18 protein-coding genes are annotated in these 20,858 nt (G+C 48.4%); 9 read left to right on the top strand and 9 right to left on the bottom strand.

All coding sequences use genetic code 11. From position 1 onward, the window contains the following. Positions 1-116 precede the first annotated feature (116 nt). Complete coding sequence (locus H5336_RS07400) at positions 117-5,162, bottom strand: alpha-2-macroglobulin family protein (protein WP_185232872.1); 5,046 nt, start codon at positions 5,160-5,162, stop codon at positions 117-119. Between the two features lie 157 nt (positions 5,163-5,319). Between H5336_RS07400 and H5336_RS07395 the strand changes: the two genes are divergently transcribed. The 6 genes from H5336_RS07395 (at position 5,320) to H5336_RS07370 (ending at position 8,435) form a co-directional block, all read left to right on the top strand. Then, a complete protein-coding gene (locus H5336_RS07395; protein WP_185232870.1) occupies positions 5,320-5,637 on the top strand; it encodes a YciI family protein in 318 nt (105 codons plus the stop codon). Positions 5,638-5,640: 3 nt separating this feature from the next. Further along, positions 5,641-6,081 carry a GNAT family N-acetyltransferase gene (locus tag H5336_RS07390; RefSeq protein ID WP_246439052.1) on the top strand — a complete coding sequence of 147 codons (441 nt, stop codon included), beginning with the start codon at positions 5,641-5,643 and terminating at the stop codon, positions 6,079-6,081. Between the two features lie 31 nt (positions 6,082-6,112). Beyond that, positions 6,113-6,697, top strand: a complete 585-nt coding sequence (locus H5336_RS07385; RefSeq protein WP_185232868.1) for a cysteine hydrolase family protein — start codon at positions 6,113-6,115, stop codon at positions 6,695-6,697. A gap of 346 nt (positions 6,698-7,043) precedes the next feature. Next, a complete protein-coding gene (locus tag H5336_RS07380; protein WP_185232866.1) occupies positions 7,044-7,295 on the top strand; it encodes a hypothetical protein in 252 nt (83 codons plus the stop codon). 5 nt (positions 7,296-7,300) lie between these two features. Next, positions 7,301-7,792, top strand: coding sequence for a GNAT family N-acetyltransferase (locus H5336_RS07375; RefSeq protein WP_185232864.1), 492 nt, complete (start codon positions 7,301-7,303; stop codon positions 7,790-7,792). Positions 7,793-7,826: 34 nt separating this feature from the next. Further along, a complete protein-coding gene (locus H5336_RS07370; protein WP_185232862.1) occupies positions 7,827-8,435 on the top strand; it encodes a LysE family translocator in 609 nt (202 codons plus the stop codon). An 11-nt stretch (positions 8,436-8,446) separates the two neighbouring features. Here H5336_RS07370 and H5336_RS07365 read toward each other — a convergent pair whose 3' ends face one another. Beyond that, a complete protein-coding gene (locus H5336_RS07365) occupies positions 8,447-9,025 on the bottom strand; it encodes a rhomboid family intramembrane serine protease (protein WP_221628003.1) in 579 nt (192 codons plus the stop codon). Between the two features lie 732 nt (positions 9,026-9,757). Between H5336_RS07365 and H5336_RS07360 the strand changes: the two genes are divergently transcribed. Beyond that, on the top strand, positions 9,758-12,469 hold the full coding sequence (locus H5336_RS07360) for a TonB-dependent receptor (RefSeq protein ID WP_185232860.1): 2,712 nt from the start codon (positions 9,758-9,760) through the stop codon (positions 12,467-12,469). 217 nt (positions 12,470-12,686) lie between these two features. Then, on the top strand, positions 12,687-13,214 hold the full coding sequence (locus tag H5336_RS07355; RefSeq protein WP_185232858.1) for a YgjV family protein: 528 nt from the start codon (positions 12,687-12,689) through the stop codon (positions 13,212-13,214). A 117-nt stretch (positions 13,215-13,331) separates the two neighbouring features. On the opposite strand, the gene fusA is transcribed toward H5336_RS07355, so the two are convergent. Continuing rightward, on the bottom strand, positions 13,332-15,419 hold the full coding sequence (gene fusA, locus H5336_RS07350; RefSeq protein WP_185232856.1) for an elongation factor G: 2,088 nt from the start codon (positions 15,417-15,419) through the stop codon (positions 13,332-13,334). A 388-nt stretch (positions 15,420-15,807) separates the two neighbouring features. Here fusA and H5336_RS07345 point away from each other — a divergent pair, with 388 nt between their 5' ends. Beyond that, positions 15,808-16,050: a DUF6316 family protein gene (locus tag H5336_RS07345; RefSeq protein ID WP_185232854.1), complete on the top strand. Its 243-nt coding sequence runs from the start codon at positions 15,808-15,810 to the stop codon at positions 16,048-16,050. Positions 16,051-16,120: 70 nt separating this feature from the next. On the opposite strand, the gene H5336_RS07340 is transcribed toward H5336_RS07345, so the two are convergent. The 6 genes from H5336_RS07340 to H5336_RS07315 all read right to left on the bottom strand — a co-directional run bounded on the left by H5336_RS07340 (position 16,121) and on the right by H5336_RS07315 (position 20,838). Beyond that, positions 16,121-16,462 carry a DUF3301 domain-containing protein gene (locus H5336_RS07340; RefSeq protein WP_185232852.1) on the bottom strand — a complete coding sequence of 114 codons (342 nt, stop codon included), beginning with the start codon at positions 16,460-16,462 and terminating at the stop codon, positions 16,121-16,123. A 57-nt stretch (positions 16,463-16,519) separates the two neighbouring features. Further along, entirely contained in the window at positions 16,520-17,122 is a 603-nt protein-coding gene (locus H5336_RS07335; RefSeq protein WP_221628001.1) for a response regulator transcription factor, read from the bottom strand. Then, entirely contained in the window at positions 17,115-18,212 is a 1,098-nt protein-coding gene (locus H5336_RS07330) for a sensor histidine kinase (protein WP_185232850.1), read from the bottom strand. Before H5336_RS07330 ends, H5336_RS07335 begins: the two co-directional genes overlap by 8 nt. A 56-nt stretch (positions 18,213-18,268) precedes the next feature. After that, positions 18,269-18,979, bottom strand: coding sequence for a tetratricopeptide repeat protein (locus H5336_RS07325; RefSeq protein ID WP_185232848.1), 711 nt, complete (start codon positions 18,977-18,979; stop codon positions 18,269-18,271). 443 nt (positions 18,980-19,422) lie between these two features. Then, the gene (locus tag H5336_RS07320; RefSeq protein ID WP_185232846.1) at positions 19,423-20,274 is read right to left on the bottom strand and encodes a DMT family transporter; all 852 of its coding nucleotides are present in this window, start codon (positions 20,272-20,274) and stop codon (positions 19,423-19,425) included. A 426-nt stretch (positions 20,275-20,700) separates the two neighbouring features. Then, the gene (locus H5336_RS07315) at positions 20,701-20,838 is read right to left on the bottom strand and encodes a hypothetical protein (protein WP_185232844.1); all 138 of its coding nucleotides are present in this window, start codon (positions 20,836-20,838) and stop codon (positions 20,701-20,703) included. Positions 20,839-20,858 lie beyond the last annotated feature (20 nt).

Here is a 20,858-nt window from a genome sequence, read left to right as displayed (position 1 = left end):
CCCACCGCACGTCCTGTGCGGCTACCAATTAAAATAACAATCTATAAAAAAGAGTATTGGCGGAACCAGCCCTAATTGACGTATCTGTTAATCATTTAGGGTTGATCAGTGACCACCTACTTTTTTATGATTTTCATGCTGAGAATAGACTCCCCTATTGCTCGGGTTTCCGGTGTGTACATATCTTCTACTATTGGTGGTGGCACTGCGTAGTTACCAGGGGTTACCGCGCGCACCATGAAAAATACATGGCTGTTTCTGTGCCGCTTATGGTCAAGGGCTGCAACGAAGCGGTCGTCTCGATATTCTCGGTGCTTAATGTCAGCGTTTTTCTCCAGCTCGGCTATGGACTCGCCGTCTATCTTGAAATCCTTGAAGGAAACGGCATGGTCGAGATTTTGGTTTTCCAGTTCCAAACCCGCCGGTAGCAGGTTAATAACCAGTGCATCGGCCACCCGTTTTTCAGACATGATTTCAATATGCCCTAACAGTAAGTCGCCCGCATTGACGCTGTTTGGAATAATTTCCTCCCCTTTGCTGTTATACCAGCGTCGTATCACGGAGATACCATTGCTTTCCGGTTTGGGTGGTTCTTTACCGTAGCCGTTTATCATCGCACTGAGGTATAGAGGTTTGTCGTGGTTCGAGTTCAGGCTAAAACCTTGTTGAACTTTAGCGGCGTTTAAATTGCGTGACCACGCTTGGCTTTGATGCAAGCTTTCTTTGGGGGCACCGGCTAACTGCCATTGGGCCTGCCAGGGTGAATTAATGTCTTGCTCAAGCGCAATGCCCGCCATAAACAAGCTGATACGCTCCTGGGTGCTCAGCCAGCGTCGCTCGCGCACCGCTTGTTGCAGCTTAATCGAAAGTTCCAGGGCTTGGTTTTCTCGCTGGTTATTGTCGAGCAGTAAATAAATGCTCATACCTATATCGCGAATATTACTGCCGTAATCTCCCCAGTAACTGTAGTCGTTGTTGAAATTGCCTAGGGCTTTATCCAGTGCTTGGTCACCGTTGTGCTTGTCCCCCATTTTTAATAGAGCAAGCCCCAGGTGAATTTGAGAAAGGCCCGAGTTGGCATCATCCATATCCCGGTTGTAGAGATTGCGCAGTGCACCGAGTGGGGCGCGATTAAGTTTGCTTAAAACAAAACCGGCATAGGCGCGAGTGGCAAAGGCATAGTGGTCCGGCGCACGGGACCATCTTTGACGAACAAACGTTCGCGAGCCCTGTAGGTATTGTTTAATTCGCGCCATAGCCTTATTCAGCGCAGCTCCTGGTACGTCCATTCCTTGTTGTTGAGCGTGTAGTAAAAAGTCGGTGGCGTAAACCGTAAGCCAGTGCTCTTCGGGTGAATCGTTGCTCCATAATCCGAAGGAGCCATTTCTACGTTGAAAACTTAAAATGCGGTCGATGCCTTTTTGCATCATGTCTTTGCGTCTTTCGTCGCTTATGGGGTCAATGTTAAAGCGCTGCTGGTTTTCAGGTGTTGCGTAGGTGAGTGGCCATGCTCGGCTCGAAGTTTGCTCCAGGCAGCCGTATGGGTAGCGCAATAGGTTTTTTAATTGATCATTAATGTTGAAATTGATTGTGGGTGACACCGTAACGTTCGCTTGCAGGGTGTCTTCTAGAGCATTGGGCAGAAGTGAAGCCGATAGTTCAAACGTTTCACTTGGTCGCAAAACATTGTATATGCTTTTTGTCACGGCAGGGTACGCAGGGCGCACGCCGAGCTTCCAATTGCGGCTAAAGTCTTCGATGTCGTTACCGGAAATACGCGCAACAATACTGGCAAGCCCGCTGTGACCAATCGCTTTGGCGGTATAGCGTAAGGTGGTTTTTGCTTTTGCTTCCAGTGTAATGTTTTGAGTTTTGGCGTTGAGCTGGAGGGGGTGTTCGGTTTCCAACTCGACCTGCATTGTTTGTGTTTGTTCGGTAAGATTCTGGATGTCCAGTGCAATCTCACTGGTATCGCCTGCGGCGAGAAAACGAGGCATAGCGATTTCGGCAACAATGGGGGCGGCTACGGTAACTTCTGTATCGCTATGGCCAAACTCATTGCCTCCGAAAGCGAGAGCCATGAGTCGTAAACGACCATTGAAGTCAGGGATGTCGACGTTTACATCGGCGTTTCCATGCTCATCAAAATTTACCGGGCCATTGAACAGCGAAATAATACGTACCTCGCTCTGTGGTTTTTTACCACCGCGTACGAGGTCGGCATCGCCGCCATAACGGTGCTTGGCTTTTTCAGCCTGGTTTTGCGCGATAACATCGGCATAAATATCTTTTGCATCGACGGTGTAGCGGCGTTTACCGAAAAAATAGTCGAATGGATCTGGTGTTTCGAAATCCGTTATATTTAAAACGCCTACATCGACGGCTGCGAGGGTTACACGGGTCTTTTCGGCAGGGCCTGTAAAATTCTTTACTGAGAGCCGGGCGTTTAATGTTGTTGAGGGGCGAATGGCGTCGGGTGTTTTTATCTCGACGTTCAATCGTCGCTCTTCTCTGTCTAGCGGTAGATGGATCAAACCTAACGAGCGTTTGGGTGTTGTAGACAGTTTTTTACTGGCGGGCTGGATTAGCAGCGCGGAAATATAGAGGTTATGGGTATCCCAATTACTGTTTATAGGAATTTCTACAACGGTACCTTTTGTGGATGCTTTGGTTTTTTTACTCCACAACGGGCGGTCGGATTCTACCAGTATTAATACTTCTCCATCGGCAGGCGGTAATATTTTTAATTGCGCAACGTCATTGGCTTGATAGGCATTTTTATCGAGTGCGAGATTAATCTTGTCTGGTCTTGCTGCGGCGGCTGATTTTGCGTTACGCCAGTCGTAGTACCAGTTGTGACCGGCGAAAAATTGTAGGCTGGTAAGGTTTTTTCCTTGGCTTCCTTCGGCAAGGTTGCTGACTTCCAATCGGTAGCGCCCCCACTCTACTGGGTAGGATACGGTTGTAGGCTTTTTACCGTTCAGAGACAGGGTCTCGCTGGTAACGGGGAATTCCTTTTCGCTGTAATTCCAGTGCCATCCGCGCTGTTGATTGTACTCCCAGAAATATTGCCGATCTTCACGTATAAGCTTTACTTCAACGCTTTTTGCTGCGCTTAGTTCCCCAAGGTGATTGGCGGAAACTAGGTCAAATACCGCCTGGCTGCCGGGTTTTGGGTTGGCTTCGCCAAAATGTGGTCGTATGCCTAGGAGTGTGTCCTGTGGCCACATTAATACGGGGTGAGCGCGAGTAACGGGGCGGCCGCCGGATTCGTAAAGGCTGCCTACTACATTTACCTTTAATGGTGAGTAGGCATTTTTCCATGCGGAGGAAATGGTTAGCGTGGCTTCTCCATTTTTGTCCAACTGTATGTCGGGTAATTCTTCCATGGTTGAAAAATTTTTATCTTTGATGTCGCCAAACACATAGCTTTTTAGCGATTCAACCGGTTCGCGCCATTGGGAAACCTGTAGCAAGCTACTAAATTTGTTTCCACTTGCAGGTGCTCCGTACAGGTATTCACCCAGTACAGGAATTTTAAGTGCGGAGTGCGCGCCATTAATAAATGTGGTTTCTGCGTTTTTCCCCAAGGATAATTTCATCCGTTCGGGCAGAAACTCTTCCACATTAAATTTATAGGTAACGGGCTTTTCCATAACACCCGTAACCACTAATTCCCATTTTCCCGTTGGCGCACTGTCTGGAATACTCCAAGTGTACTGAAAGTAGCCGAGATCATCGGGCTGCCATTTGAAGGATTTTACGCTGCTTCCCGATGGGTTACGTATATTGCCAGTGAGTACACTGGTCGGGCTTAGTTTGCCATCGTGATTACGCAGTAATGCGCTGAATTGGGCAATTTCGCTTGGGCGGTACAAATCCCGTGGTGCGTAAATGAAAAGTTCGTTTGGTAACTGAGGGCGACTGCCTAAGTCAAATTCAGAAAGGTCTAGTGCGGGTTGCTGCAGGTTTAGCAGTGTGTATTGGTTATTGGTTTTGCCAACTAATAGTTGTGCGTTTGGGTAGTGTCCGTTAAAGCTGGCGAGCCCCTTTTTGGTGGTTGTGTTGTTTGCGATAACGAGATTCTTGTTGTCGATAAGTTCCAGTTCAACGCCCGCCAGCGGCTTGCCGGTGGTTAACGAGGATGCATGAATATCGAGCTGGTTTTTATACTGGCGTACATGCAGGCCGATGTCGGTAATGGAAAACCAGGTAATCTCTTTGTTGTCGTAGTCACCGGCTTTGCGCATTACGGCGAGATAGAGGCCAGGCACCTGCAATTGTTCAAACGATTGAATATTGAGGTCGCGCTTTACGCGGGTGTTTTTGGGGGCGTCGAGCTGGAATCGTGCGCTATAGGCCAAGGTGCCAAACTTAGACAGCCGTTGTGCATACCAACCCTTGCGACCGTAGCGTTTTGCGTAGTCGGTAAAATCGCTGATGTGTTCGGCGCCGATACGAAAAAAATCGACATCAACTTCGTCAATATTAACGGTAACCACAGGAAGACCGGAACGGTAATTGAGCGGCAGTATGGCACCGTCGGAATCAAAGTTAATGCTCGGTTGCAGTCGGCGGGTGGTGATGGTATCTGAAAAACTAAAGAAGAGTTCGCTGCCATTTAATGCCGGGATACCGGGGTTGACGGTAACTTTGTAGCGGCTAGCGGGTTCGGTATTCATAAACCACACTTTGCGCAGGCTGTCGTCAACAATCCAGCTACCATCTACCGAATCTCCGTTTTCGGTGTGTACCGCGAAATAGCTTTGCAGGTCTTCGGCGCTGTTAACTTGAGCGCTAAATGTAACCAAGATGCCGTTCTTACCTTCCCGGTTACTCTCCGAGATATCGAGAACGGATATTGGCGGTGCGGCGTCGATGCTCTGCGTTGGTGTTGCGGATGACGACGGTTGTTCGTTCGGTGCGGTTTGTTCAGGTCGGTTGGCTAAAGTGGTTTCGGCGGTGCTAGGTTCGCGGTTAGCGGGCAGATTAATTGTGTCTGCTGGTCCGTTGTTTTCGGTGTCTTGCGAGACACCGCTGTTTTTTTCTTCTAGGGGCGCTTTTGTGGGGGTAACACTCGGGCTTTCTGGCGCTTTACTGCAACCATTTAGTAGTAAAGCGGTGAGTAATAGTATCTTCACGATAAATGTGAGCCTAGCCATAAGCCTAAATCCTTGTCATTGTGTTGTGCTGAAGCCCTCAGGTTACCGAGGGAAAATGGCAGACGCCAGTCAGAAAAATGATGAATTGTGGTAAAACAGCAGAATTTGCCAATATACTAATGGATTAACCAATAGCACCCAATGTGGAGATAGTTCGATGGCACAGTTCGTGATTGTTTATATTGGAGGGAACCCACCCGCCACACCGGAGGAAGGAAAGCAGCACTTTGCTAAGTACATGGAGTGGCTTTCGTCCTTGGGTGAGGCCGCTGTTAGCCCCGCCAACCCATTAAAAAATACTCAGGTGATAAAAGCCGATGGTTCCATATCCGATGGTAGCTCCGTTGGCATGTCGGGCTACACCATTGTCGAAGCCAAATCTCAGGAGGCTGCACTGGAGATGGCGAAGACCTGTCCGTTTCTTGAAATTGGTGGCTCTCTTGAAGTGTCTGAATTAGCCAAAATGCCAAGTTAACCTATGGGTGTTGTAGAAGGCGGGCTAGATCACCCGGACGTTATTGCATTGTTGAATCTGCATTTACAGAGCATGCAATTGTATTCTCCTCTGGAGAGCATTCATGCTCTGAATATTGACGAACTAAGGCGTGAAGATGTCACTTTTTGGAGTATATGGCAGGAGCGCAAGCTAAAAGGGTGTGGTGCGCTGAAAATGCTTGATCCTGATCATGGGGAGATTAAATCTATGCGTACATCACCAGAACATTTGCGTGAGGGCATAGCGCAACGATTGCTTGAACATATAATTATTCAGGCAAAACAGCGAGGGTGTTGTCGCCTCAGTTTAGAAACCGGTAGGGTCGAGGCATTTTTGGCCGCGCGGCGACTGTATGAAAAAACGGTTTTAGCTATTGCACCCCCTTTGCTGATTACTGCGAAGATCCCCACAGTGTCTTTATGACTAAAACCCTATAGTGCAAACAGGCTTCGCCATGAGAACCAGCCCATACCCCGCATTAATTGTTATTGATCAACAGAAAGGCATTGATCACCCGAAGCTGGGGCCTCGGAATAACCCCAATGCTCAGACTCAAATTCTCGACATGCTGGCCGTGTGGCGGGAAAATGATTGGCCTGTGTATCATGTGCGTCACCGTTCCCAAAGCCCCGATTCTGTTTTTTGGCCTGATCAGTTAGGTTATGAGTTCAAACCCGAGTTTAAACCGAAAGCCGACGAAATGGTGATTACCAAGGGGGTGCCTTGTGCATTTTGCGGTAGCAGTTTACAACAGTCGTTAGAAGAGTCAGGTTTTGATACGTTGGTGGTGGTGGGTGCAGCTACTCATAATTCTGTGGAGGCTTCCGCGCGTACGGCCGGAAATCTGGGCTTTAATGTATTGGTTGTGGAGGATGCCTGTTATACCTTCGATAAAGCCGATTTTTTTGGTGTGGTCCGTAGCGCTGATGAAGTTCATGCCATGTCATTAGCTAATCTACAGGGAGAGTATGCAACCGTTGTTAATAGTTCCGCGTTGCTGACTAAGCTGTTGGCGGAAGAGCCCGCGAGCGCCGTGTGACGGCTCCGGTTGGGGTCAAATGTCTTCGCATGCTTCCTTCATCGTCACTTTAATTTCCCCCTGTAGGGTTTTGGCCTACTTGCCTCATTCGCCGCATTAATGTCTTAGCGCACTCTATGGCTAACAGAGTGTTGTGTAATGCGATGAACGCCTAAGTGGAAGATCATGCCGGTGGGGGAGTGCTGCTGTTGTTCAGAAACACTTGTTCAGAAACGCTTGTTCAGAAATGTTTTTATGGCCGCGGCTGATGTTAAAAAACCAGGTGCTGAGAGAAGGCCAGGCAGGGCAGCATTTGTCCTACTGAACGTGTAATTTGGTTGTCTATTTCGCTGCCGAAGATCTTGCAATGGTGGCCAGTAAAGCCGCCAACCCCAAGCATCGACGAATATCTCGGCGTTTGGGCATGACGGGGCCGGAAGATATTAAAGCGTTACCCAAAAATATGGATGGAGTTGATTGCGACAATTTTGGCAATTCCTTTGAGTGGCTCAGGGGCCATGCTTATTTTCTCTCCGACCCTGTAATTAAGCACTTCACAACGGTAGTTAGCGCGGCGAGTGCGTCGCCAAATCAGCGTTCCTACAAATTGTCGAAATAGACCATATGAATATTCGTGAATGCGTCCCTAGCGATTGCCAGGCTCTGAGTGAGATATACAATTACTATATTCGAAATACGGTTGTTACCTTTGAGCAGGTTCCGGTAAATGCAATTGAAATGGAGCAGCGCGTTGGGTTGGTGCAAAAAAAACATACCTGGTTAGTGGGTACGGATAATAATCAAATCGTTGGTTTTGCTTACGCGGCCCCGTGGCATGGTCGTTCGGCCTATCGCCACACAGTGGAAACAACCATTTACTTGGCTCCCGAGCAAATGGGGAACGGTTATGGCCGCAGACTTTACGGCGCCTTGCTTGAGTCGCTGATAAGCTTCGACTGCCATGTGGCGATTGCGGCTATTGCGATACCGAATGCCGCAAGTGTCAAATTACAACAAGCACTGGGCTTTGAGCATGTGGGTGTATTACATGAGGTGGGCTATAAGTTTGATCGCTGGATTGATGTGGAGTACTGGCAAAAGCGATTGTTGGTTTAGGCTGTGCCCATTGGCTAGCACTTAACGTGATTTGATGGAATTTTACGCTTCGATTTTACTGTTTTCTGTATCGACTTCGATAACGCCGGGGCCGAATACGGTTATGCTGATGTCCACTTCGCTTAATTACGGGGTGCGGGGCTCGCTGCCGGCGTACTTCGGCGTATGCCTAGGGTTTATGCTCATGCAAATGGCGATAGCGCTTGGTTTGGGCGGCCTGTTTGTTGTATTTCCGTGGCTGCATTACGCGATTAAATACGTGGGGGCTCTCTACCTGCTGTTTCTTGCATGGAAAATTGCGCAAATGAGTGGTCTGGCGAACACCCTACTGGGAGCCAACCCCGTTGGTTTTTGGCAGGCGGTGGCACTGCAATGGGTGAACCCAAAAGCGATCACTATCGCTGTTGGTGGTATTGCGGCCTATACAACACCCGGTGAAGACGCCTTGGCGCAGGCGATGATGGTGGTGGCGATATTTTTCTTCGTCGGACTGTTTTCAATGGGGGTATGGGTGCTATTTGGTGCGGCTCTTCAAAAGCTTATCAATTCTTCGTCTGTATCACGTTATTTGAATGTGTCTATGGCGATTGCGTTAGTCCTGTCGATTATTCCTGTTCTAGGTTCTGGGTTGGCCGCTCACTAAGGCATCCTCTGTTACCCCCCACGTTTTTTTCCTCTTTGCCCCTGCGTTCTATTGGTCATAACCCACGCGCAAAGTATGCCGGCGAGGGCGCCCGCCAAATGTGATTCAAAAGACACTTCGGCTCTTCCAGGCAATACGCCGAAGACCATACCGCCATAAAAAATTACAATAAATAGGGCGATTACGATGTTAAAGAATTTACGTTGAAACCAAGCCATGGCAATAGACAGGCTCCAGAGCCCAAATATCCATCCGCTAGCGCCTATATGGAAAGCTGGTCGGCCAAAAAGCCAGACGATGGTGCCGGTAACCACAATAATGAACAAGCTAGAGCGCAGATAAAAGCCAATGCCTCTTAGTAGGCATAGGCTGCTGAATACCGTAATACCGAATAAATTGTTGAGTAGGTGTCCCCAGCTTCCATGAATAAAGGGTGCAAAAATAATGTGTGGGAGTGTTCGAACACTACCGGGGTAGATGCCAAAAGTACTTAAACTGTTGTTGAGAAAACTATTCAGTAAGTGGATAGCGGTTAAAAAAATGACCAGCCACGCGAGCAGTTTAATTTTATTGTCTATTGAATTAGTCATTTACTGGCATTTATTAAAAGGCTGGTCTATTTTTCTAACAATAATTCTAACGTTATTTGAACATGGTTTGCGTGTTTACAGGGTTGTTTTCTCAATAGAGTCAAAACTCCCACAGGTTTTATGTGCAACAGTGCTGGTTTGAGACATTTACAGGAAATGCCATTTTGGGTGAATTTGCTTCGTATGGCTAAGCTTGATATGTTGTCGTGCTGCGCCGCAGCAATTCAGGCTTTTTTCAGCGGGTAAAATAATACTAAAAAAAGATACCGTGAGTAGCGCTCAATACGAACTGTTTTCACTGTTGGTTGTGTTTTTATGTGTGAAACCTCTGGGTGGCGATTACCGGGGGTGACAAGTTGGTTAAATAAAGTACGTATAATTGGCATGACCATTACTGCGCCAGTAAAGTAACTTATTTGAATCTGTATCAAGTTTTTAAATGCGCACCGCGGATTGAATTTGTATGATATCTGTTCATAAGCACCGCGAGTGCGCGCGCATGGGACGACCGAAAGGGGGGGATCAATCATACTTTTAGCAATTTACATGTGAATCAATGTTATTGGTAATGCCACTGGTCATATAGGTTTGTTGACTTTGGTTTTGTACAGGTTTAGTGTTTGTGCGGCGCTTGGGGGATGCACTGTATACTTATTTGGTGCGGGCCCGGTTGAAGCGTCGAAATGTTCAATAAACATTAGAAAGAAATTCTTTTAAATAGGGGAAAGCCACATGTTACTCAAGAGAAAAAAACTCTCGATGCTGGTAGCGCTGCTTAGCAGCACAGTTGGTGCAGCTGCACTGGCGCCACAAGTATTTGCACAAGAAGACGACGATATGCTCGAGGAGGTTATTGTAAGTGGCTTCCGCGCTGCGCAAGCTGCCGCTATCGATAATAAGCGCAATTCAACTAACAGTGTTGAAAGTATCATCGCTGAAGATGTTGGTAAGATGCCAGATTTAAACTTAGCCGAATCTCTACAGCGTGCACCTGGTGTTGCTATCAGTCGTGAAGGTGGGGAAGGCCGTAAAATTTCTGTTCGTGGTCTCGGCCCTTCATATAGTCGCGTTACCCTAAATGGTATGGAAATTCCTGCTTCTACTGGTGGTTTAGATTCTTCCGGTGGTGTTAACCGTGGTCGTGATTTCGACTTCAATATGTTTAGCGCTGACCTTTTCAGCCGTATGGATATCAACAAGAACTACACCGCTCGTATTGAAGAGGGTGGTATGGCCTCTACCGTTGAATTGTACACCATGAAGCCTCTCGATAACCCAGGCTTCCAGGCGAATGGTGCTGTTCAAGGAGCTTACAATGTTCACTCAGGTGAATTTGATCCGCGCGTCACGGGCCTGATCAGTAATAGCTTTATGGACGATTCAGTGGGCGTGTTGTTTGGCGTGAATCATAGTACTCGTGCTATTCGTCAGGATGGTTTTGGTACCGTTCGCTGGACTTCTCCTACCGCCAACGGTGGTCGTAGTTGGGTGGATAACCCGGATCTTGCGGTAAATGGTGCTACTGGCGCTGATATTGGTGATGAGTTAGGTGATGATATAGGCAGCGTGAACGATTTGTTTGCTCCTCGCTTGCCGCGTATGGACTCTTTCAATCACGATACGACCCGTACTTCTTACATGCTGGCACTGCAGGGGCGTCCTACTGACGAGTTGGAACTCGGTTTGACCTATATGAGCTCTCAGCGTGAATCTGATGTAGAGTCATACAACTTGTTTGCTCAGTTCCGTAACACTTTCGACGTTATTACTCCAAATTCTCTGACTTTGGATTCAGACGGTCGTTACATTAAAGCCGGCAGCTTCTCTGGTGTTACTCCTCGCTCTGAGAGCCGAGGTCAATATGGCACAAGTGATTTCGATCAAGTTATCGGCGATCTCTCCTACGTCTTCACCGATACTTTGAGGCTAGACGTTATGTTGGGTCAGGCGAGTTCAGAGCACGCTGAAGAGCAGTATCGTTACAATCTGACTTTCTCTGCCCCAACAACTTTCGACTATTCCTTCCTTAATAACTCAAATGTTCCTACGATGAGTTACGGTACCTCTATTACAGACCCAGCAAACTATGGTTGGACTGGCCCTCACCACCGTAGAGAGCGTGTAACGCGAGAAAATACCACCTTTAAGGTTGACCTGACTTGGGACTTTGACGACAAAGGTTCTAATCTGAAAACAGGTATTATCTCTAATGAGCGCAGCATCGACTCCTACTATTCTGAGATACCTGTTGGTCTGACTGTTCCAAATGATCCGAGCACCTCTAATACTAGTACCATGGGGGATTTCAACGGTGATTTCGGTAATGGTATTGATGCACCATCTGGATTCCCTACCGATTGGTTGATAGCCGATATCGGCGTTGCTCGTTCCGAGTACAATGCTGGTGACTGGCGTGACATGGAAGTAGGTGAGAAGAACCAGACCAAAAACTATTTGGTTAACGAAGATACGCTAGGTGCTTACGTTGAAGCTAACTACTATATTGGTGATTTCACTCTTAACGGTGGTCTGCGTTGGGTAGAAACCACTGTAGGTGGTGGTGCTAGCCCGATTGAAGAAAGCTACAGTAATTTGTTGCCTGCTATCAATGCTATTTACGAGCCAATGGACGATGTGTTGTTCCGTGCTTCGTGGTCAGAAAATATCTCTCGACCAAACCCATCAAACCTGTCGGGTGCCATTCTTGCGACACCAATCAACGGTAGTGTTTCTATAGCCAATCCCGGTCTTGAGCCAGAAACTTCAGAGTCTTATGACTTAGGCGTTGAAGTTTACTTTGCTGAGGAATCATACCTAGGTATGGCTTATTTCCGTAAAACCATTGGTAACTCTATTACCTCTGTAAGTACTCAGGAGGAGTTGGATCCCGTCGTTCGAGACATTGTTGCAGCTGATCCTGTTTATGATCCAAACGACGACATTAACTACGACCCAAGTGCTGCGGATCCAAATGGTATCTGGGATGTGACTCGCTCTTCTAATGCTTCTGAAATGGACGAAATCAACGGTGTTGAGATTTCGTTGAACTACATGAGCCCAATTGGTGTAGGTTTCCTTGCTAACTACACCTACATTGCCAGTGATGACATCGTAACTGGTCTGTCGCCTGTGTCTTACAACTTGGGTGCATTCTATGAGACTGACGTATGGGCAGCTCGTCTGCTTATGAATGCTCGTGATGACTACCAGACTGGTGGCGCGAAAGACGGTAACTTGACCCAGAATAACACTGGTCCAACTCGCATGGACTTCTCTGGTTCTTACAATATCACCGATGTGTGGACGGCTACGTTGGAGGTTATTAACCTGACTAATGAAAAGGAGCGTAACTTCACTACCGGTCCTATAGGTGATCTGGATCTTGTGCGCGAGTACAACTCTACGGGTACTGAGCTGATCTTCGGCATTCGTGCCGCATTCTAATACCTGATTTAGTTGGTATGTAGAGAGGCGCGACTGGGTAACCAGTCGCGTTTTTTTGTGCGGGCGCGTTGCTGGCAGATGATTGCTCCTCAGTTGCCGCTCTTAGGTTGCTCTAAATGCAATTCAGCCTTCCTTGAGTTGTTGTGGTTGTAGGTGCTTCCCTAATTGCTTGTCTCCTCTATTACAATTCCACGTTATCGAGTCGCAGTGCTGCTCAATGTCTATTCCCTTTATCGCTCAAGCATTGGGCTTTCTAAGCTTCGCGCTCGGCATCCTTTGTTTTTACCAAAAAGACGACAAGCGCCTTAAGCTGATGATGGTCATCATGAGCCTCAACAATGTTGTGCACTTTGCGCTGCTGGGCGCCCCCACGGCGAGCTGTGGTGCGTTTTTGTCTATGGTGAGGGCTTGGCTGGCGATGCACACATCGTCTGGCTGGGTGGCTGTGGGGTTTATTGTGGTTACGCTGGTGGCGGGGGTGCTGTTAAGCGACTCTTTCGGCGACCTATTTCCCATTATCGGAACCTGTATAGGTACTTACGCGCTATTTTGCCTGAAGGGTATAGCGCTACGGGTAGCGTTTTTATGTGGGGCGCTCTGTTGGTTGGCGAACAATATTCTGGTGGGGTCTATTGGTGGAATAATGCTAGAGGTGACTTTGCTGGGGGTTAACCTGAATACTATCCGGCGTTTGTGGTTGTGCCGGTCAGCGACGGATACCGTTGATTCCTCTGCATCGGCATAATGAATCAATTATTAGGGGTGCCCTATCGGTAAATCGGTAAATCATAAAAATAGAAGCCATAAAAAAACCCCGTTAACGCAGGTTAGCGGGGTTTTGTTTTAGTGCGGGAAGTAAAGGTTACTTCTTCGCTTCCTGCCTAGCTTTTTCGGCTGCGATAACTTCTTCGGCAACATTGTTAGGGCAAGGCATGTAGTGCGAGAACTCCATGGAGAACTGACCGCGGCCAGATGTCATGGTACGCAGCTGGCCAATGTAGCCAAACATCTCGGCCAGAGGTACGTCTGATTTAACGCGAACGCCAGTACTGCTTGGCTCCTGGTCTTTAATCATGCCGCGTCGACGGTTCAGGTCACCAATAACATCACCTACGTGATCTTCTGGTGTAAACACATCTACTTTCATGATGGGTTCAAGTAGCTGTGCACCGGCCTTAGGGATAGACTGGCGGAAAGCGCCTTTTGCGGCGATCTCAAAAGCGATTGCCGAGGAGTCTACGGCGTGGAAGCCACCGTCGTAGAGCTCGATTTCTACGTCCAGTACCGGGAAGCCCGCTAGCGTACCGGTATCCATCATGCTCTTGAAGCCTTTCTCAATTGCAGGGAAGAATTCCTTGGGTACGTTTCCGCCTACAACAGAGGAGGTAAACTGGAAGCCGGAACCGGGTTCGCCAGGCTTGATACGGTAATCGATTTTACCGTACTGACCAGAACCACCAGACTGCTTCTTATGGGTGTAGGAGTCGTCGATTGCCTGGGTAATAGTTTCGCGATAAGCAACCTGAGGCTTACCAACCTCCAGCTCAACCCCGTGGGTGCGCTTGAGGATGTCTACTTTAACGTCTAGGTGCAGTTCGCCCATTCCTTTGAGGATGGTCTCGCCAGAGTCTTCGTCGGTCTCTACGCGGAAAGAGGGGTCTTCTGCGACCATCTTACCGATAGCAACACCCATTTTCTCGTTGCCGCCTTTGTCTTTAGGCTTAACAGCAATAGAAATAACAGGCTCTGGGAAAACCATAGGTTCGAGCGTACAGGGGTGCTTAGGGTCACACAGCGTGTGGCCAGTTTGAACATTTTTCATGCCCACAATGGCAATAATGTCGCCAGCCTGAGCGCGGTCGATTTCAGAGCGGTCGTCCGCGTGCATTTCCACCATGCGGCCGATGCGTTCAGTTTTGCCGGTAAAGGTGTTGAGTATGGTTGTGCCCTTTGTCAGTACACCGGAGTATATGCGCACAAAAGTCAGGGCGCCAAAGCGGTCATCCATGATTTTAAATGCAAGTGCGCGCAGAGGCTCTTCGGTAGAAACAATGGCCTTCTCGCCGGTGTCGTTACCTTCTTCGTCGGTCAGAGGTTGCGGTACAACGTCGGTTGGGCATGGCAGGTAGTCAACAACAGCGTCAAGAATCAGCTGAATACCTTTGTTTTTGAATGCCGAGCCACAGTATGTGGGGAAGAAGTCTAGGGCAATGGTGCCCTTACGGATGCAGCGCTTGATGTCTTCAATGGAGGGTTGCTCTCCTTCCATATAGGCCATCATCACGTCATCGTCTTGCTCTACGGCCGTTTCAATCAGGGCTTCGTAATACTCGTCTACCTTGTCAACCATGTCGGCTGGTACGTCAGTAATTTCGTAGTTTTCTGGCAGACCGGTTTCATCCCAGATGTAGGCTTTTTTAGTGAGTATGTCTACAACACCGCAAAATTCGTCTTCAATGCCAATAGGCAGGGTCATAATCAGTGGCCGTGCACCCAGCACTTTCTTTACCTGGTCGGTAACACGGTAAAAGTCAGCGCCCATGCGGTCTAGCTTGTTGACGAAAATAATACGAGCAACTTCAGATTCGTTCGCGTAGCGCCAGTTGGTTTCAGACTGGGGCTCAACACCACCAGAACCACAGAAAACACCCACGCCACCGTCAAGTACTTTTAGCGAGCGGTAAACTTCTACTGTGAAGTCGACGTGCCCTGGGGTATCGATAATATTTAGTCGGTAGTCCTTCCAGAAACAGGTAGTGGCTGCAGACTGGATGGTGATGCCGCGCTCTTGTTCCTGCTCCATGAAGTCAGTAGTGGCTGCGCCATCATGTACTTCGCCGGTACGGTGGATTTTACCGGTAAGCTTCAGAATACGCTCCGTTGAGGTGGTTTTACCGGCATCAACGTGGGCGAAGATACCGATGTTTCGATATTTAGATATGTCGCTCATAACTCTACTCTGTAGTCTAGGGCTAAAAATTTGCGCAAAGATACACGATTTCGAACAAGAATTTTACTAGAAAATGGATTGATTTGTGTCTTAGTGCTGCTTTGTTACCTTCCTGTGGCCATACTGGCGCTGAAAAGGTCCCGTAATAGGGGCTGGCGTAAATGTGGGATTGTAGGTTTTGGTGGTGCGGCGGGGGTGTTTATGTGGTCGGCTGAAGCCGCAGACGTGACCGTCGTCACAAAAGTGTCAAAGTAATTTACACGTGTGCGTGTTTTAAATCACAAAAATCACCTTAAGCTCTTGATTTGATATGAATATTTTTTTCTTGGCCCGCTATTTGCTTTTCGACCTCCAGAATGTAGTCGTTAGGTATTGGAGGAGTTCAGGAGTGATTTATCGTCAGGGAGAGCTGGAGACGGTTCGGTATCGAACAGAGCGTTGTTTTCGTATCGGTGAAGATTGGTATATTGCGACTCGCGAAGAGGGAGACATTGGTCCATTTAAGTCTCGCATAGAAGCAGAGCGCTCGGTTCCACGTTATATCAAGGTTATGAGAAGGGATCGTGAATACGGTAGTTTTGCGCGCAAGCTTGCTATCGAAGGTATATGGGCTTCCACGCACTATACATAGTTTATAAATAGTCGTGTATTAAGCCGCTGGTGCAGCGTTATGGTGTTATGTCATAGCGCTTTTTGCACGCCTACCCATCGTAGGTGCCGTCGGGTTCTGTTGCTGTTTTGAACGGCGCTAGCTGAATAGCCCGAAGCCGGTCGCCAATGTATATGGCGATGCCGGGATAGCGTACATCACCCACTGAAGAAAATTCGAAGCTGTAGCGTCGCTCTATGGCGAACAGTGAGTGCGCTGAGCGTCGAATGGCCATACCGCGTAAAACCACACTCTGGTCTAAAAGGGTTACACCCGATTTTTCCGTATGGGATTTTGCCGCAACAACAGCGCGCTGGCCAATGCCCATGTGCCGCCAGAAGGCGGCGATCGTGAGTGCGAATAGCAGTACTAGAAAAAGGTCAGATAAAGTCATGGGCCGTATTCTATACGCAGGCAGCAAAAACAGGCAGCTATTTGCTTGGGAGGTTGTTTAAAGCCAACCTTTTTGGCGTGCAATTCGGGCTGCATCAATTCGGTTGCCTGCGTTCAGTTTGGCAATAGCTTCAGAAAGATAGTTGCGTACAGTCCCCTCAGACAAAAATAGACTGGTGGCAATATCGGCTGTGGATTTCCCCTCGCCCGCCAACCTAAGGGCTTTACGTTCCTTGTCTGTGAGGGGGTCGAGCTCATTCAGCGCGGCAATGGCGAGCTCCGGGTCGATAACTTTGCGGCCGGTCATTACTTTGCGCAGTGCTTGCGCTAGCTCTTCAGAGGGGGCATCTTTTAGTAGAAAGCCCTCTACGCCCGCCGCAAGGGCGCGCTTAATGTAGCCCGCGCGGCCAAATGTAGTCACGATCACGATTTTTATGTGGGGGTAAAGTTCCCGGCATTTTTCCGCCAACTCAATGCCGGTGAGCTCTGGCATTTCTATATCCGTGAGTAACAGGTCGATATTCGATTCCTTTAGCCGCTTCAGGGCTTGCATACCGTCTTCGGCTTGTGCGACCACTTCAATATCGTTTTCGAGCTGCAGTAGGGCGCATAACGCGCCGCGCACTAAGCCCTGATCCTCGGCCAGTAAAATTTTAATCATGGTCTTGGGCGGGTATCCCTATCGTCAGGCGAAAGCCATTGTCAGTGTTAATGTTAAGTGTACCGTCGAAAGCTTGTAGACGCTCGCGCATACCCGAAAGACCATTGCCGAACACATAGCGCGTTTGGCTACCGTTATCACTCACCAGAATATTAATGGTATTGGATGTGGCCGACAATTGTAGGGTTGCCATGTCGCCGTTACTGTGACGAATGATGTTTGTTACCGCTTCGGTAATCATTAAAATAATGGCCGCTTCCCGTCGTGCGTTGGGTGTAGGTAGGTGGTTGTCGAGTTTGGTTTTAAAGCCAGCCGACCTCAGGCGTGATTCTAAAGTGGAAAGCTGTTCTTTTAGCCCCTTGTTTTTATAACCGCTAATGGCAGAACGCACGTCACTTAGTGTCTCGCTGGCTAGCTTTGCAACCTCATCAATTTCCGTTAGCGCTTTCTGCGTTTCGCCTTTATCTCCAAGTTTTTTTGCCAGTTGCGCTTTTAGCGCAATGCTTGTAAGCGTGTGGCCGAGGGTGTCGTGAAGGTCTCGTGCGATGCGTTCACGCTCTGCAACCTTCACCAGCTGTTTATTCTCGTCGGCGCTTTGGCGTTCGCGTATTGCGTGTTTTTCGGTTGTTTGAATAAATAGCCCCAAAAAGGCCATTGCGATTGTGGGTACTAGTCCGGGGAAAAGATAGTACGCGTACCAGAGGTCGAAAAGTGTTGCGGCTACAAGCAGGTTGAGGCAGATAATCGTGGTTGCTGCTAGGGTTTGTCGCTTGCTCAAGTAAAAGCCGGCAAAGAAAGCGGTATAGCCAAAAAATACGCTGGAGGAAGGGTTTTGGCTGGAGCCAAGTGTTCCCAATATAGTCATGGCTATAAGGTAGCCTATCACCTTATGGCGCGGGCAGTGGGTAAGCTGAAGATAGAGGCCTACAAAAATGCCATATAGCAGGATGGAGTTCACTACAAACTGAAAGGTCAGTTGTGTATAGAAAAAAGAGAAAAAATAAAATGCGCTGAACATTAAAGAAATCCAGCTCCAGGGTTTGTCCATTCTGGGGCTGGAAGATGCGCTGTTCGAGTCGGTTATATCCATAGAGTTAATTTACATTTGCCTCGGCGAAGGTGCCGAGGCGTTGTGGTGAGGTTGGGTTACTTGGTGTTCGCGTGGTGACTTTCGAGTAGATAGTGCGCCCATCCATTGTTGGGGTTTATTTCTATAGCATTTTCCCAGTACTGGAGTGCCATGGTTTTATCGCCCATCTCTAAGTAGGTTAATCCCAGCCAAGTACTGGCTTCGCTGTGCCCCCAGTGCTTACCGGAGTTTATATCACTTGGAAAGTATTCTAGCGCGAGTGTAAAGGCGGTTTTGGCTTTTTCTTTACTGCCGCCAAACATTGCTGGTGTGTTGTAGCTCAAAATACCTTGAAACATCTGTACGCGAGGGTTGTGTTTATCCAGCGTTATAGCCCGTGCGATTGTTGTGTGGGCTAGCGGACCATAGCTTGTTGCGGCAGAGGGGTTTAGGCCAGTGCTGTAGCCATAAATGTTGGCGAGTAGGGCCAGGCTTTCGGCATCTTTGGGGTTGAGTTGGATGTGAATTTCCATTTCCTCAATGAGTTTTGCCAACATGGTTCTGGCTTGTTCTACTTTTTGCTCCAGGCTGAATTTTAACCCTAGGCGATAGCTAGCGAGGAAGTGATCGTAGTTTTGCGTGGATTTTTCGAGCTGAACAAGCTCGTCAACTTGGTTGCCGTAAAACGCCCGCTCAACGGCATCAATATCGCTCTGTGCAGCCCATGTATTTACGCTGCTAAAAAGTGTGGCGGTAAGTGCAAAAGTAATTGTTTTTAATGCTTTCATAGTTGCTTCTCCTACGGGGCAGTTCCATCGCCGGAGTGGTGTGGTTGCTGCTGGTGATGCCAGTGTCGCTAAATAGGCCGATGTTAGTAATGGATGAATGTCATCCGTTGGGGTGACAAATGTCATGAGTTGAAGATAGATTGCTGGGGCAGGGGGGAATCCCTGGTCATTACGCTCCACAAAACTTCGGCGGAGCTGAATGAGTGGCGGAGCATGGCTATGCTGGATATTTTTTTGCAGAGCAGAATAAACGGCCTATTACCTTGTGTGGCGCTTATCCGCTACAAGCATGAATTACCTTTTCACGTTGGAATTGATTGAGGTGGTTTTAACGCGTTGGTTGAAAAACTCATCACGACAACATCAAAATTCAATTACACGTTTTGCCTGTAATGACGAATGATTAGCCCAATAAAGTTTCACCCTTAAGTAAAGGCGGTCTGTCAGTGTCGCGGTTTGCCTTTCTTGGTTGTTGAATGCCCTGCGAGAATAAATAAGGCTATGCCGCCAAGTACGGCGGTGGAAGCTAAAATGAGTTGCGTGGAAAGAGTTTCGTTAAGTAATGCTATTCCGCTAATGGCCGCCAGCACAGGCACGCTAAGCTGAAGGGTGGCTGCGTATGTTGAGCGCAACATGGGCAGGGCTGTGTACCACAGGGCGTAGCCAATACCGGAGGCGATTGCGAGGCCAATGCCGCGCGCATCCAAAGACGTCTGTTGTATAAATAACAGGCTCAGTAACAGCGCGAAAGGGAGTGAGCGAACGAAATTACCCGCCGTAGTTTCTAACGGTTTTTGGTTTGAACGCCCTAATAGCGAGTATGCGCCCCAGGCCACACCTGCGATGAGCATAAGTACCGAGCCTATGATGGGTGGAGAGTGAACGCCTGGCGCCAGCAACCATAGCAAGCCGGCAAAAGCGAATAGAAACCCCAGGGTCTGTTTCCAGTTAAGTCTTTCCCCCTTGGCGAAACCGAATCCAATCATCGTAACCTGTACGGCGCCGAATAATAATAACGCGCCAGTCCCGGTGGGTAAGGCCATGTATGCATAAGAAAAACCTGCGGCGTATAAAAACAGTGATAACCCTCCTGCCCAGCTACCTTCAGTGGGGTATGTTCGATTTCGCTGCCAGCTGAGCACAGCCAGCATAATGGCCCCGGATACTAAGCGTATGGTGGTGAAGCTGGATGCATCGATAGTTGTTTCGCTCAGCGCGGCTCTGCACAGCAGCGAGTTTGCAGAAAACGCAAACATGGCAAGAAGGGTAATTGAGATTATTTTAGTGTTGGGCATAAATAGGTGGGCGCCGGTAATGAACGCCGGCTGTTTTTTTGCGGGCGCCGGTATTCCTCATGGTCTTTTTCTTAGTCTATCGAATTCGCCAATGCGCGTGTTAGAAAAAAGGACGTTGATGTGAATAGGGAATGTTGAGCGCCACTCTGTGGGCTGCGGAATGGATAAACCCCGGTGATGTGATAGTTATAGCGCAAGGGGGCAAGTTATCGTCGAACCGTTACACCAAAAGCGCGTGGCGGTTCTTGGTGAAATGGAGCTTGATGCGGAACCCACGGTGAGAAAATCACTGGGTGTGGCTGGCCACTACAATCGGCCGGATACCTTCATATTTCAGACGAATCTAAAGCCTCAGCCACCCGTTAGTTTTGTGGCTGATTAAATTACCTGCAAATTAACAACAATGTTGGTGAGGTAAGGGCGACTTTAAAGAATATTCAGCTGGGCCATTTGCAGAATGGCAGAGCCAACAATGACCGGAATCAGCAGTAATATCATCAGTTCGAGTTTGAATGGGGAGGTATTTTCGGGGGTATAGGGGGTGTTGGGTTTTTCGGTGTTCATGCTCTTCCTTGAATTTTTTG

It is taken from the genome of Teredinibacter franksiae, from assembly GCF_014218805.1.
GTDB lineage: Bacteria > Pseudomonadota > Gammaproteobacteria > Pseudomonadales > Cellvibrionaceae > Teredinibacter > Teredinibacter franksiae.
The sequence above is the reverse complement of the archived record's forward strand: the minus strand, read 5'-3'. Positions and strand labels throughout refer to the sequence as shown.